The organism is Serratia sp. JSRIV001 (genome assembly GCF_019968745.1).
Classification (GTDB): domain Bacteria; phylum Pseudomonadota; class Gammaproteobacteria; order Enterobacterales; family Enterobacteriaceae; genus Chania; species Chania fonticola_B.
Genome location: NZ_CP074147.1, coordinates 5,110,575 through 5,124,545 on the forward strand (window position 1 = coordinate 5,110,575; position 13,971 = coordinate 5,124,545).

At 55.4% G+C, this 13,971-nt stretch carries 15 protein-coding genes; 7 read left to right on the plus strand and 8 right to left on the minus strand.

Annotated features, from left to right (window positions below):
- Positions 1-2: 2 nt before the first annotated feature.
- On the minus strand, positions 3-1,070 hold the full coding sequence (gene dhaK, locus KGP17_RS23675) for a dihydroxyacetone kinase subunit DhaK (protein WP_021179508.1): 1,068 nt from the start codon (positions 1,068-1,070) through the stop codon (positions 3-5).
- 50 nt (positions 1,071-1,120) lie between these two features.
- Positions 1,121-2,221, minus strand: coding sequence for a glycerol dehydrogenase (locus tag KGP17_RS23680; protein ID WP_094983156.1), 1,101 nt, complete (start codon positions 2,219-2,221; stop codon positions 1,121-1,123).
- A 339-nt stretch (positions 2,222-2,560) separates the two neighbouring features.
- Between KGP17_RS23680 and KGP17_RS23685 the strand changes: the two genes are divergently transcribed.
- The 4 genes from KGP17_RS23685 to KGP17_RS23700 all read left to right on the plus strand — a co-directional run bounded on the left by KGP17_RS23685 (position 2,561) and on the right by KGP17_RS23700 (position 5,855).
- The gene (locus KGP17_RS23685; protein ID WP_021179506.1) at positions 2,561-3,220 is read left to right on the plus strand and encodes a DUF1190 family protein; all 660 of its coding nucleotides are present in this window, start codon (positions 2,561-2,563) and stop codon (positions 3,218-3,220) included.
- A gap of 3 nt (positions 3,221-3,223) precedes the next feature.
- Entirely contained in the window at positions 3,224-4,384 is a 1,161-nt protein-coding gene (locus KGP17_RS23690) for a glutathionylspermidine synthase family protein (RefSeq protein WP_021806865.1), read from the plus strand.
- Between the two features lie 132 nt (positions 4,385-4,516).
- On the plus strand, positions 4,517-5,080 hold the full coding sequence (locus KGP17_RS23695; protein WP_223498496.1) for a glucose-6-phosphate isomerase family protein: 564 nt from the start codon (positions 4,517-4,519) through the stop codon (positions 5,078-5,080).
- Complete coding sequence (locus KGP17_RS23700) at positions 5,073-5,855, plus strand: glucose-6-phosphate isomerase family protein (RefSeq protein ID WP_223498497.1); 783 nt, start codon at positions 5,073-5,075, stop codon at positions 5,853-5,855. The genes KGP17_RS23695 and KGP17_RS23700 overlap by 8 nt, the downstream gene beginning before the upstream one ends.
- A 44-nt stretch (positions 5,856-5,899) precedes the next feature.
- On the opposite strand, the gene KGP17_RS23705 is transcribed toward KGP17_RS23700, so the two are convergent.
- Genes KGP17_RS23705 through KGP17_RS23725 form a run of 5 tightly spaced genes read right to left on the minus strand, consistent with a single transcriptional unit; the run spans position 5,900 to position 10,247 of the window.
- Positions 5,900-6,721 (minus strand): PTS system mannose/fructose/sorbose family transporter subunit IID, encoded by an 822-nt coding sequence (locus KGP17_RS23705; protein ID WP_059201841.1) that lies wholly within the window; start codon positions 6,719-6,721, stop codon positions 5,900-5,902.
- Positions 6,721-7,521 carry a PTS sugar transporter subunit IIC gene (locus KGP17_RS23710; RefSeq protein ID WP_223498498.1) on the minus strand — a complete coding sequence of 267 codons (801 nt, stop codon included), beginning with the start codon at positions 7,519-7,521 and terminating at the stop codon, positions 6,721-6,723. Before KGP17_RS23710 ends, KGP17_RS23705 begins: the two co-directional genes overlap by 1 nt.
- A gap of 16 nt (positions 7,522-7,537) precedes the next feature.
- Positions 7,538-8,038 (minus strand): PTS sugar transporter subunit IIB, encoded by a 501-nt coding sequence (locus KGP17_RS23715; protein WP_223498499.1) that lies wholly within the window; start codon positions 8,036-8,038, stop codon positions 7,538-7,540.
- A 9-nt stretch (positions 8,039-8,047) separates the two neighbouring features.
- Positions 8,048-8,476, minus strand: a complete 429-nt coding sequence (locus KGP17_RS23720; RefSeq protein WP_223498500.1) for a PTS sugar transporter subunit IIA — start codon at positions 8,474-8,476, stop codon at positions 8,048-8,050.
- A gap of 4 nt (positions 8,477-8,480) precedes the next feature.
- Positions 8,481-10,247, minus strand: coding sequence for a class I mannose-6-phosphate isomerase (locus KGP17_RS23725; protein ID WP_223498501.1), 1,767 nt, complete (start codon positions 10,245-10,247; stop codon positions 8,481-8,483).
- 216 nt (positions 10,248-10,463) lie between these two features.
- Here KGP17_RS23725 and KGP17_RS23730 point away from each other — a divergent pair, with 216 nt between their 5' ends.
- On the plus strand, positions 10,464-11,474 hold the full coding sequence (locus KGP17_RS23730) for a LacI family DNA-binding transcriptional regulator (RefSeq protein WP_059201845.1): 1,011 nt from the start codon (positions 10,464-10,466) through the stop codon (positions 11,472-11,474).
- 112 nt (positions 11,475-11,586) lie between these two features.
- On the plus strand, positions 11,587-12,048 hold the full coding sequence (locus KGP17_RS23735; RefSeq protein WP_024483048.1) for a helix-turn-helix domain-containing protein: 462 nt from the start codon (positions 11,587-11,589) through the stop codon (positions 12,046-12,048).
- A gap of 117 nt (positions 12,049-12,165) precedes the next feature.
- On the opposite strand, the gene ygiD is transcribed toward KGP17_RS23735, so the two are convergent.
- Positions 12,166-12,948 carry a 4,5-DOPA dioxygenase extradiol gene (ygiD, locus tag KGP17_RS23740; protein ID WP_071682106.1) on the minus strand — a complete coding sequence of 261 codons (783 nt, stop codon included), beginning with the start codon at positions 12,946-12,948 and terminating at the stop codon, positions 12,166-12,168.
- A gap of 208 nt (positions 12,949-13,156) precedes the next feature.
- Between ygiD and zupT the strand changes: the two genes are divergently transcribed.
- On the plus strand, positions 13,157-13,924 hold the full coding sequence (gene zupT, locus KGP17_RS23745) for a zinc transporter ZupT (RefSeq protein WP_021806868.1): 768 nt from the start codon (positions 13,157-13,159) through the stop codon (positions 13,922-13,924).
- The last annotated feature ends 47 nt before the right edge of the window (positions 13,925-13,971 follow it).

A 13,971-nucleotide genomic window follows, 5' to 3' on the forward strand; every position in this document is an offset into this window, starting at 1 on the left:
CCTCAGCCCCAACGCAGCGCTGGCGTGTTCACCGGCGCATCCCACAGCGATAACAACTCGTCATCCACTTGCAGCAAGGTGATGGAAACCCCCTGCATATCCAATGCGGTGCAGTATGATCCCACCAGGTTACGCTCGATCACGATCCCGGCTGCGGCGCAACGCTGCGCCAAACGGTGGTAAACCCCATACAGTTCGGAAAGCGGCGTCGCCCCAAGGTTATTAACCAGCGCAATCACCCTATCGCCCTGCGCCAAAGCTCGCTTGCCCTGGATCTCCTCACGCCATTCCCCCTGCTGACGATCCCAAACGCGGATCGATCGCTGGTAATCGCCGTTATCGATCAGGGTATGGAACATGTCATCTACCGTTTGATCGAGGGTGGTAAACGTCCGCCGTTCGATCCCCGGTTCGCCGTGGATGCCAACGCCGAACTCCATCTCGTTATCCGCCAAAGTAAACGACGGTTTACCTGCCGCAGGCACGGTGCAAGCGCCCAGAGCGATCCCTAGCGAGTGGCCTTGGTTGTTAATTTTGTGCCCCAGCGTGACTAGCGCATCCAGATCAAAGCCCCGTACCGCTGCCGCGCCAAGCAGTTTTTCCATCAGCACCGTGTTGGCGACCCCGCGTCGGCCAGCGGTAAATAGGCTGTCTTTCACCGCTACGTCATCATCCACCAACACCGTTGCCACTGGCACGCCGCTGTCATGCAGCAATTCGGTCGCCGTTTCAAAGTTGAGGATGTCACCGGTGTAGTTCTTGATAATCAGCAATACCCCGGCACCGCCGTCGATGGCCTGGCCGCAGTCGTACATTTTATCCGGCGTCGGCGAGGTGAAAATCTCCCCTGGGCAGGCACCATCCAGCATTCCCTCGCCCACGAAGCCACAGTGCATCGGCTCATGGCCGCTACCACCGCCTGACAGGATCGCCACTTTGTCTGGGATCGGCCCCGCCGTGCGGGTCACAAACACCGGATCCTGATGCACCCGCAGCTCCGGGTGAGCGGCAGCCATGCCGAGTAACTGTTCGTTAAGTACCGAATCGACCTGATTGATTAGCTTTTTCACGGTTAATTCCTCTGTAGGGAACAGTGGGCGCGCTAACCGCGCCCGATGATTTATACGCGTTGCAACCAGGCGCTGCCCAGTTTATCCGCCGTCAGGATGGCCGCCTGTACGCTTTCCGGCGTCACGCTAAACGGCATGTTGTGGATGGTTTCACCCTTGGCACAGCTGGCCTCTGCCACCTTGCCGATTTTTTCTGTCAGTTCACCGGTGATGCCCATTTGCGCCAGGGTAATCGGCAGCCCGACCTGCTGGCAGAAGTTCAACACCGTTTCAATCTGCGCCATTGGGCTGTTTTGCAGCACCAGTTGAGACAGGGTGCCGAACGCCACTTTTTCCCCGTGATACAGATGATGGCACTCTTCCAGCACGGTAAAACCGTTGTGTATGGCGTGCGCCGCCGCCAGGCCGCTGCTTTCAAAACCGATACCGCTCAAATAGGTGTTAGCTTCAATGATGCGCTCCACCGCTTCGGTAACCACACCAGACTCCGCCGCCAGCTTGGCCTTAACCCCTTCAGCCAATAGCGTTTCATAGCATAGACGTGCCAGATTGAGCGCCGCCAGCGTAGACTTGCCGCCCGCCATGCTGGTGGCCTGGGCATCGAAACAGGCCTGAGCTTCAAAATAGGTGGAGAGCGCGTCACCCATACCCGCCACCAGCAGGCGTACCGGCGCTTTGGCGATAATCGCGCTGTCCATCACCACCATATTCGGGTTGGCGGGGTATATCAGGTATTCTTCAAACTCGCCGCTTTCGCTGTAGATCACCGACAACGCGCTGGTAGGCGCATCCGTCGAAGCAATGGTCGGCATCAACACCACCGGTACATGCTGGTAATAGGCGATCGCCTTGGCGGTATCCAGCGTTTTACCACCACCGATACCGATCACACCTTTGCAGCCGTGGCTTTTCAGCTCCTGACCAAGGCGGTCGATTTCCTTGCGGCAGCATTCGCCATTAAACGTACCAGCGTGATACTTCACCCCGTGCTGATGCAGGCTGCCCATCACAGTATCGCCCGCCAGTTTCATGACGAAATCGTCGGCGATCACAAAGTAATGATCGGCAAGGGCTTTGGCATATTCGCCCACGGAGGCCGACGCATTGGCACCTTGGATGTATTTGCTTGGGGATTGAATGATTCTCAACATAACTGACTCCTTGTAGGGACGTTAACCCAGTAACGTTCAGATTTCAGAGGATGATATCGACGTATTATTCTGTTGCTGACTATACGACCTGCCGACTGCTTAGCGAGTAAGGAAAAAAACGTTACATAATGGAACATAGCTTCGGACAAAACGTTCCATTATGTAACGCTTTTGCTGCAGTTATGCTCCGTAAAGCGAACTGGCGCACACCGTAACGTATAAGTGCGTAAAGAGTGGATCCTGTGGGTGTTTCAGCTTTAATTTTGAGCATCTTTCCCCTATCCTATCGACCACTACTGGGCAAGGGCGAATACAGCCCGCATGATGGGATAGATATCGATGAAACGGACCAAAAACATCAACAAAGACACCTTCCGCAAATCCTGGCGCAGCTACCGTGTTGCTCCCGTAGCTTTGGCGATCAGCGCAGTGTTTATGCTGGCCGGCTGCGAACAGGCGGATGAGACGGTTTCCCTGTATAAAAATGCCGACGATTGTTCAACCTCCAACCCGTCGATGAGCGAGCAGTGCACCACCGCGTATAACAACGCGCTGAAGGAAGCGGAAAAAACCGCGCCTAAATACGCCACTCGTGAAGACTGCGTCGCCGAATTCGGTGAAGCGCAATGTACTCAGGCTCCAGCACAGGCTGGCATGGCCGCAGAATCACAAAGCAGCGGCAGCATGTGGATGCCGCTGATGGCGGGCTACATGATGGGCCGCATGATGGGTGGCGGGGGCTACGCTCAACAGCCGCTGTTTACCTCTAAAAACGCCGCCAGCCCGGCAAACGGCAAGTTTGTTGACGCCAGTGGTAAAAGCTATGGCCCGGCAACCGCAGGCGGCCGCTCCATGACGGTACCTAAAACCGCCATGGCACCTAAACCAGCGGTGACCAATACCGTTACCCGTGGTGGCTTCGGTGAATCCGTGGCCAAACAGACCAGCATGCAGCGCAGCAGCGCCACCTCCAGCAGCTCACGCAGCATGGGCGGTTAAGACATGAAACGCGTTGCGATTAGCGAGCGCCCAGACTGGCGCGAAAAAGCCACCGAATTTGGTTTCGCCTTTCACACCATGTACGGCGAACCCTACTGGTGCGAAGATGCCTATTACCAATTCACGTTAGCGCAGATCGAAGAAATTGAAGATGCCACCGCCGAGCTGCACCAGATGTGCCTGAAGGTGGTAGATAAGGTGGTCAACAGCGATCAACTGATGACCAAATTCTGCATCCCCAAGCACACCTGGGAATTTGTTCGCAGCTCCTGGCGCACTAATCAGCCTTCGCTGTATTCACGCCTCGATCTGGCCTATGACGGCATCAACCCGCCTAAACTGTTGGAAAATAACGCCGATACGCCAACCTCACTGTATGAGGCCGCGTTCTTCCAATGGCTGTGGCTGGAAGATCAGATCAACGCCGGCAAGCTGGATCCCGCCGCGGACCAGTACAACAGCCTGCAAGAAAAACTGATTGAGCGTTTCGCCGATCTGCAAGCCAACCACGGCTTTGGCCTGTTGCATCTGGCCTGCTGCCAAGACAGCGAGGAAGATCGCGGTACGGTGCAATATCTGCAAGATTGCGCGCTGGAAGCGGGCCTGCCGACCGAATTCCTGTATATGGAAGAGATTGGCCTGGGCGAGAAAGGCCAGTTCACCGATCTGCAAAATCAGGTGATCGGTAACCTGTTCAAGCTCTATCCGTGGGAATTTATGCTGCGCGAGATGTTCTCCACCAAGCTGGAAGACGCTGGCGTACGCTGGCTGGAACCAGCCTGGAAGAGCATTATCTCCAACAAGGCTCTGCTGCCGCTGTTGTGGGAAATGTTCCCGGATCATCCAAACCTGCTGCCAGCCTACTTTGCCGAGGACGATCACCCGCAGATGGATCATTACGTCACCAAGCCGCTGTTCTCACGCGAGGGTGCCAACATCCAGATCGTCCAGAACGGTCAGGAAGTGGCGCGCGTAGATGGGCCATATGGTGAAGAAGGCATGATTGTGCAGCAGTTCCATCCGTTGCCACAGTTTGAGGGCAGCTATACGCTGATCGGCAGTTGGCTGGTCAACGATCAGCCTTGCGGTATTGGCCTGCGTGAAGATCGCGAGTTGATCACCCAGGATCTGTCGCGCTTCTATCCGCATATTATTCTTGGTTAATCCGTAGGATCGAACCTATTCGATCGTAGAGGCGCGAATTTTTCGCGCCTTTTTTATTCGTCTCCGCTGGTGATTAATCGATTAACCCCATATACTCGTTCTGTCTGTTCTCCTCGGGCGGAGCTACCAGATATGAAGCTGACTTCCCTTATCCCGCCGCAGGTAAACCTGCATGATGGGCGCTTTACTGCACCTGATGTACAACATAAATCCACGACCCTGGGCAACCTGGCGGGGATATTTGCCGATCGTCACGCCTGGCAGGCGATGCCAGCGGAGTTTGCCGTTTACAGCGTAGAGATGCTGCCTTCCCCATCGCAGGAAGGTGAGCTGTTTGTCGGCACTACGCACCTGCAACCAGGTAAAGTGGGTAACGAGTTCTTTATGACCCGCGGGCACTTCCACCAGCGCCGTGAACAGGCCGAATTTTACTTCGGGCTGCGCGGTAGCGGCTTGCTGTTATTACAACATCAGGACGGCGACTGTATCCTTGAGCAAGTGTTTGCTGGCAGCGTCCACCACATTCCTTCCTTCACCGCCCACCGTCTGATTAATACCGGCGATGAGGAGCTCTCGGCACTAGCGGTCTGGCCAACGGTGGCCGGGCATGATTACAGTGCCTTACAGCCACAGGGCTTCAAACTGCGGGTGTTCGCCGACGGCGCAGGTTGGAAAGCGGAGGCTCAATATGAGTGACTCCATGCTGCCGTTTGGGTTGGACGTGCGCGTGACCTGCGATCCGATGGGTTTTGGCTATGGGGATGAGGTGATAGGGCCGCTGCCAGAGATCCGCACCTTGGATCAAATCCGCCCCTCGCTTCGCGACCCTGACTGCGATGGCCCAGAGCAGGTATACGCCATCGTGATGGATGTGGCCAAGCAGCAACACCTGGCGGAGTTAAAGAAGCGCATGTTGTTGTTTGGTATCGTGACCTATGCCAAAGGCCAACTGGGCCGTGAACCGATACGCAGCCAAGGGCATGTTCACCGCGTCAGCCAGCACAGCGGCTGGTCCCCGCCGGAGCTGTACGAAATCTGGCAGGGCAAAGCGATCATCTATATGCAGGAACGGGTCGAACGGGACCCAGGCCGCTGCTTTGCCGTCCATGCCGGGCCAGGGGAAAAAGTGCTGGTGCCGCCGGGTTGGGCACATGCCACCATTTCCGCCGATCCCTATCAGCCACTAACCTTTGCCGCCTGGTGCGATCGCGAATACGGCTTTGAGTATGAGGCGGTACGGGCCTACAAAGGGCTGGCATGGTATCCATTATTGCAAGGCGATAACATCGTCTGGCAGCAAAACCCTCATTATCAATCCGGCAGGTTACACGCCATCGGGCCACGGCATTACGCGGAGTTTGGTCTGAGCGATGAGCCGCTCTATGCGCAGTTTGAGGCTGACCCGGCACGCTTTCAGTTTATCTCCAAGCCGGGTAGCGTAGCGGAAAAATGGCAGAGATTTGAACCTTGATGGAAGACGGGCGCAACTTTGGTTGCGCCCGATATTGAGAGGTATCAGGAGAACAGGCCGCAGGCGACTCCAGCAGCGGCCAAAACCAGCAGGCCTAGCATCGCCTTCACCGGTGAAAGCCCGCGCTTAGCCATCAGATACCAGGTAGCCAGCACGACGATCAGCGGCATCAGGTTAGGGAAAATACCATCCAGCATCTGTTGCAGCTGAATGTTCACCCCATCCTTGGTGATAAACTCCAGCCCGGTTCCCAGCTTGACGTAGCTGGCGGCTACCCCGCCCATGACAAACACCCCCAGCAGGGAAAGCGCTTCACGCAGGCGTGAGGATTTGCTGCTGACCAGCATCTCCACCGAGCCGGACCCCATGTTATAACCCTTCATAAACAGCCAGTAAGAGCCAGGGATAACGATCAGGCTGAAGGCAATAATGTAAAACAGCGGCCCAATCACGCTACCACCGGCGGCCAGCGCCATGCCGATACTTAGCAGAATAGGGATCAACATCCCTGGCAACATGGAATCGCCGATCCCGGCCACAGGCCCCATCAAGCCCACTTTCAAGGTGTTGATGGTTTCACCATCGATCGGTTCCCCGTTGGCCCGTTTCTCTTCCAGCCCGATCACCATACCGTTGACGATCGCGCCCAGCTGCGGTTCGGTGTTGTAGAACGAGGTGTGGCGGCGGATCGCCTCAATGCGCTGCTGCTTGTCCTGATACAGTTTTTTCAGCGCGGGCATCATACTCAGGCAAAAACCATAAGACTCCAGGCGCTCAAAACTCATTGAGGACAGGTTATACATCATCCAGGCGCGCCAGCAGCGGCGCAGATCCTGTTTATTCAATTTGGGTGTTGGCGTTTCCATCAGAATTCATCCTCATCGTCGGCCTGGGGCCCAGCCTGCGCGCTGGCTACCTGCGGCTCCGGCTTATAGTTGTAGTGGATCAGCGCTAACAGCGCGCCAACAATCACCAGCGCCACCATATTCAGCTTGAGGAACACGATGCAGATAAACCCCACCAGGAAATAAATCAGCATGCTGTAGTTTTTAATGATCTGCTTGAGAAGAATGGCAATCCCCACCGCAGGCAGAATGCCACCAACCACGTTCATGGTGGTTAGCACCAGCGCGGGCAGGCTGTCCATAAAGGCGTTGATGTAGCGCGCCCCAAAGAACACCGCGATAAAGGTCGGCACAAAACGCAGCAGGAAGTTGGTCACCTGCGGCCAAATGGCGCTGATAAGATAGATCCCCCGTTCATCCCCCTGCTCCACAGCCACGTCCGCACGGTGGTTCCAATAAGAGTTGAGCACCATCATGGCGTTGAACAGCACGGTGCCCATGATGCCGATAGTCGCCGCCAATGCGACCGCCACCTCCGGGCCCTTGCCGGAAAGTATCCCTAGCGCAATCGCCGGGAAGGCGACAAAGTTGAGATCGGCCGGCATCGATCCTCCTGGTGTTACCATGGCGATATATACCGCCTGAACCGCAACACCGATGATGATACCGGTCTGTACATCGCCGAGGATCGCCCCCACCAGCATACCGGAGACCAACGGGCGGCTGAGAATATACCAGCCTCCTGTCAGCCCCAGCAGCCAAGGGCTACTCAGCGCGCCGAGATAGCAGAGTATCCCGATAAGCGTCGCTTCAAACCACATAGTTAACTCCTGTCAGTCAGACCTGTTTGAGTTTCTTTTTGGCATCTAGCCAGCTGAAATGGCTGGCGTCGGGTACCAGACGGAATTCGATCGCATGGCCACGTTCACTGAGAAAATCGAAGGCAGCGCTCTCTTCGTGATTTACCGACTGGTTCGGACCAATGGTCACGGTCTGTGCCCGTGCCGACATCGGTCCAACGTTGATCTTCTGGTTACGGTTTTTTAAATCGATACCGGCTTCCAACAGCCTGCGCAGCGTGACCGGCGATTTACCGATCACGAAGTATTGCTTGTCGCTGGCAATCACCTTCGGCAGCTTTTCTATCGCCTGTGCCACGGTGAACAACCACACCTTGGTGTCCTGTACCGCTCCTTTCATCACCGATGACAGCAGCGGATCTGCCGCTACCTCATCGTCGATCGCCACAATCCCGTCGCAGGGCAGCTCCTTCGCCCAACGGGTAACCAGCTGGCCGTGGATCACCCGATCGTCGATACGTACAAATGAAATCGCCATGATTTTTCCTCAGAAATCGTCCGGTTGTACTGCTTGCGCCGGGCGGGCAACCACAATGGTTTCGCCCCCCTGCGCCACCAACTCTTGTGCGGCATGCTGCACATCCACGCCCTCCAGCAAGTCGGCACTCATCAGTAACATGGGGAAATTCACTCCAGTCACTACCGCCATCGGCACGGCGTTATTCGGGTCAAACGCATGGCGGCAGGCCACGTTATAGGGAGTGCCACACAGCAAATCGCACAGCACCAGTACCCCATCGGCACCGGGGCTAACCCGCTGCAATTCGGTGGCAAAATCCTGCTTGAAAGCCTCAATACCACCGGTTTCATCGAGGCTGACGTAACTGGTATGTGGCAACTCGCCATAAACCATGCTGGCGCTGGTCATCAGAGCCTCAGCCAGCGGGCCATGCGAGATCACAATCACTTTCAACATCGGTTTATCCCCTTACCCAGGCTTTGATGGTGGCGAGGGTTTTACCCTGGCTGCTGCCATAAGGGCTGATACGATAAGATCCCACCGCCGCCGGGACGATAAAGGTTTCCGCATAGTGCACCACAAACGGGGCGAATCGGCCCTCAGGGCTATCGACAACGGCCTCTTCCCCTTCGATCAGATTCAGCACGTTCACCCGCCCTTCGGTATGGTGCAACACCGGTTCACTGAACCAGTGGCGACGAGTTTCAATAAATTCACGCTCATGCAGGCCAGTGCGCTCTTCCCGCCAGCCCGGCCCTTCGGCCACCGGCTCGATACGGTTTACCAGATGCTCCTGCACCCAGGCGGTGTCACGCTGCCAGTCGATCACCTGCTCGCCATGATCCAAATGCACCGGTCGCGGCTGCCCATCCAACCCCAGACGACCCCAATCCCAGAGTTTGAAGGTGAAGATGTAAGGCGTGGCGCTGATTTCCAGCACCATTGCCCCATCGCCAGAGCAATGCACCGTCCCCGCCGGGATCAGGAAGTGATCGTGTTTGTTGGCCGGGAACTGGTTAACAAACCTTTCATCATCAAAGGCTTTTTCACCCCGCTGAGCAGCAGCCAGATCGGCCATCATAGCCTGTGGGTCGGTGCCGGTTTTCACGCCCAGATAAACCTTGGCTTCCGGCTCCGCCGCCAGAATGTAGTAACTTTCATCCTGGGTGTAATGCATACCGAAATGCTGCTGGATATATTCGGTAATTGGGTGCACCTGGAAGCTGAGGTTTTGCCCGCCGACGGTATCCAGGAAGTCAAAACGGATCGGGAATTCAGCGCCGAACCGGGCATGTACTCGTTCACCCAACAGAGGGCGAGGATACAGCAGCACCAAATCCTGTGAGGGGATCTCGACCCGGACGTCACCAAACCGCATTAGCAGGCTGTTTTCCTCGGGCACGCAGTCAAAACACCATGCATAGTTGGCTGCCGCCGGATCGAGATCGAACTGTTGCTTCATCCATTGACCGCCCCATACACCGGGGTCAAAGAACGGGACTACGCGAAACGGTTGCTGGGTGGCCTGTTGCAACCCGGCGTGGAACGCGGTACCGGCTACCAGCTTGGGTGAACCGGCCTGATTGGTATCCAGCACAAAGTTGGCTCGCTGCAACAAGGGGGTTTTGTGACGATCAAAAACCCGCCATTCCACAAAAAATGCGCGCTTATAACGGCGCAGTACGTCTTCATTCAGGTTGGCAACGCCCCAGTTGCCCAACTCGCCCCGGCGAAAACGTTGTTGTATCTCCCAGCGCGCCAGATCGGCATAGACCAGCACATCCCCTGCCGCGATGAGTGCCGCCCCTGGCCCATACACCACCACCAAGCCGCTTTCGACGGCCGCGATTGCCGCACGCTGCTGCTGCACGGCCTCATCGGCAAAAAACTCCGGCATTTCGTGGCAGGACAACACGCCAAAGACCCGGTCATCCGTCAGATTGCGCTCAATCATCGCGTGGATATGGCTTTCATCATATTTTGCCTGCTCGGCGTTCAGTACCAGAGCGGGTAACAAGGGATCGATCAGCTGTGACTTGAGCTCCTCCAAATCCACGCCGTGGTAGCAATCCACCACCAGTACGGTTTTAGCCAATCCTTGCGCAGCGATTTGGCTGCTGATGGCCTGCACCACGGCTGGCCAACCTTGCCAGGCTGCGCGGTCAAATCCCTGCACCACCAGTTCCGGGTGTTTGTCATAGTTTGCTTTACGATGTTGCTCGGACATGATCTTTTGCCTATGCACTGAAAACATAATCAAAGATTAATCGATTAACCCAATCTTAAACAGCGTGGTTAACGGGATTAACCTCAAACAACGGCGATAAAGCGGACTAAAACCCAAATTATTGCGATAAGCATCACAAATTATTTTCATCATTTGCCAACAAAAGGTTAATCGTTATACCTTAATGACAGATCCCGCCTGCAAACAGGATATGAAATGAGCACCATCACGCTGGCCGACGTCGCCGCCCAAGCCAAAGTCTCCACCGCCACGGTTTCCATGGTATTGCGTAATCGTGGCCGCATCTCGGATGAAACCCGAAAGCGCGTACTGAGCGCCATCGATGAGCTTGGCTACGTCTATAACCAGACCGCGGCTAACCTGCGCAATCGCAGCAGTAATCAGGTCGGCCTGCTGCTACACGACATCACCAACCCGTTTTATGCGGAAATGACCGCCGGGTTGAGCCAGGAGATGGAGCGCCACCAGCTCATGCTGTTTTTGGCTAACAGCGAAGAGTCTGCCCCTAGACAGCAAAAATTTGTCGACTCGCTGTTGCAGAACAATGCCAGTGGCATGGTGCTGTGCTCCGCACGCCAAACGCCGCCGCTGTTCTTTGAAACGCTCAAACGCCGCAAGATCCCGGCCATTATGGTGGTGCGCCCGGTTGCGGACGCTCATTTTGACTTTGTCGGTACCGATAACTTTTTGGGCACTCAGCTAGCCACGCAGCACCTGCTGGATCTGGGCCATCGGCATATCGCCTTTATTGGTGGTTCGGTCAGTTCCACCTCGCGCGCGCAACGCCTGGGTGGCTATACCAGCAAGCTGTTGGAAAGGGGGATTCAGGTCAACGGGGAATGGATTGTTTGCAGTGAGGCTAGCCAAAGCTCTGGTGCTAAAACCGCAGAGCAACTGTTTACGGCGTACCCGGAGATCACCGCCGCATTATGCTATCAGGACATCGTGGCGCTGGGTGTGATGCAGACTTTACGCAAACTTGGCCGCCAGGTAGGCCGCGACTTTGCGCTGATTGGCTTTGACGATATTACCGAGGCTTCCCTGGTACAGCCGGGGCTGACCACGGTGTCCGTCGCCTCACGCGAGATTGGCCGCAAGGCCGGAGAACTGTTGTATAGCCGCATTCAGGGTAACGATGAACCGCCAAAGCGCATCATTCTGCCGCCTTCGCTGGTGATCCGTGAGTCCTGTGGTTACGGGGGGTAATAGGTTTTTTGTAGAGCTTCAGCAAGCGTTTCGAATATTGCGATTTTCGATTATTTCGAATATTTCGAATATATTGTATTTCGTGCTATAGAAATCAGAGAGACATGCCATTATGACCAGTGCAACTTTTTCCAAAATCAACTTGCCTGGTGTGCAAGAAAAAGAGATTGCCCAAAAAGGTTATCGAGATTTATCGGCGATGTTGGCAACAAAACTAGATATTCGCCACTTCTCGATCAGAGACGATGAGCAAAATGAACACTCTATTGAGGTTCCACCTTCTGCGGTGAAAATGCTCGTTGAGATACTAGGAGAACTAGCAAACGGGAACGCTGTTCAGGTTGTGCCCGTTCATGCGGAATTGACTACCCAAGAAGCCGCAAATTTACTTAATGTATCCAGGCCGCATGTTGTGAAAATGCTAGAAGAAGGCAAAATCGAATTCCATAAAACAGGGCGTCATCGCCGCATACGCTTTGCAGACCTTATGGCCTACAAAGAGCAGCGAGACATCGAAGCTGCTGCAGCAATGGATGAACTGACTCGTCTTTCACAGGATATGGATATCTATTAATGACGCATTCGCCTTACCCAGCAAGACTGCAACTAACCCGTTGATTATCACAAGGGACGCAGCATGCAGCGCCCCTTGTAGTGAACCGATTGAGTTAGCAGTCTCAACCCTAAGCAATCAACCAACCTGCACCGAAAGCATGCTCAGCGCGGCCATTTCAATCCCATCGATCGGTACTGAAATCGGCTCTTTACCATCCCAGCCGCCCAATACATACAGCAACGGCAGATAATGCTCTGGCGTCGGGTTCGACAACGCTGCGCCTTCATGCTGCATAAAATTCACCAACGGGTGATGTTCGCCCTGATAGTCCAGGTTATCACGTACGTACTGGTTGAATGACTCCGCCCAAGGATACGGGCTGGTGTCACCCTGCCATTTCACCATGCGCAGGTTATGCACTACGTTGCCGCTGGCCACGATCATGATCCCCCGCTCTCGCAGCGCCGCCAGCTTACGGCCCAGCTCAAAATGGTATTCCGCTGGCTGAGTCCCATCGATGCTCAGCTGCACCACCGGGATATCGGCTTGCGGATACATCTTGATCAGCACGCCCCAGCTACCGTGATCCAACCCCCACTCACTGGTATCGGCCATCACCTGCGCCGGGGCCAACAGGCTTTGCAGCTCTGCCGCCAGCTCCGGTGAACCCGGTGCCGGGTACTGCGTATCAAACAGCGCCTGCGGGAAGCCGCCAAAGTCGTGAATGGTTTTTGGATGTTCCATCGCCGTCACTGCCGTCCCACGAGTGTACCAGTGGGCAGACACAGCAACGATCGCCTTTGGCCGTGGCAATTGCTCACCCAACGCACGCCAGGCCTGGGTATAGCGGTTATCTTCCAGCACGTTCATCGGGCTTCCGTGGCCAAGAAAGAGTGCAGGCATACGAGAGGTGGTCATAAAAAATCCTTGGTTAGCGTGAAAATCGTTCTGCTGACTACATTACGCTGTTTGTCCTACCAAGGCAGCCGGATAACCCTGATGGTGATCTTCAAGAAATTTGAATGGCTGGAGCGATTGAAACCATCAGCCAAATCCACTCGATTTATGCTTTGGCTCTGTTAGTATCGGAAATGGGTATATTTTCATTAGCATACAAGGAGAATGCATGTCTGTACCGCTGATCCTGACCTTGTTAGCCGGGGGCGCAACCTTTGTCGGTGCCCTGCTCGGCATTATTGGCCAGAAGCCCTCCAACCGCCTGCTGGCGTTTGCGCTCGGCTTTGCCGCAGGGATTATGCTGTTAATTTCATTGATGGAAATGCTGCCCGCTGCGCTGCACACCGTCGGCATGTCGCCCATGCTTGGCTACGGCATGTTTATGCTCGGGCTGTTAGGTTACTTTGCGCTGGATCGCATGCTGCCACACCAGCATCCGCAAGATCTGGTGCAAAAGCCCATCAAGCCCCATAACCTGAAACGCACCGCCATGCTGCTGACGCTCGGCATCAGCCTGCACAACTTCCCGGAAGGGATTGCTACCTTTGTGACCGCCAGCGCCGATCTGGAACTGGGGATGGGCATTGCGCTCGCGGTCGCCATCCACAATATTCCAGAAGGATTGGCGGTCGCCGGGCCGGTGTATGCGGCAACCGGCTCCAAAACCAAGGCGCTGCTGTGGTCTGGTATTTCCGGCATGGCAGAAATTCTGGGGGGCGTTCTGGCCTTCCTGGTGCTCGGCCCGATGGTTTCACCGGTGGTGATGGCGTCGATTATGGCTGCGGTGGCCGGGATTATGGTGGCGCTGTCGGTAGATGAATTAATGCCGTTGGCCAAAGAGATCGATCCACATAATAATCCAAGCTATGGCGTGCTGTGCGGCATGGCGGTGATGGGATTTAGCCTGACGCTGTTGCAAAGCGGCGGCATCGGATAAAGAATTTTAAGCACAAAAAAGCCGCTTCATCAGCGGCTTTTTCATTT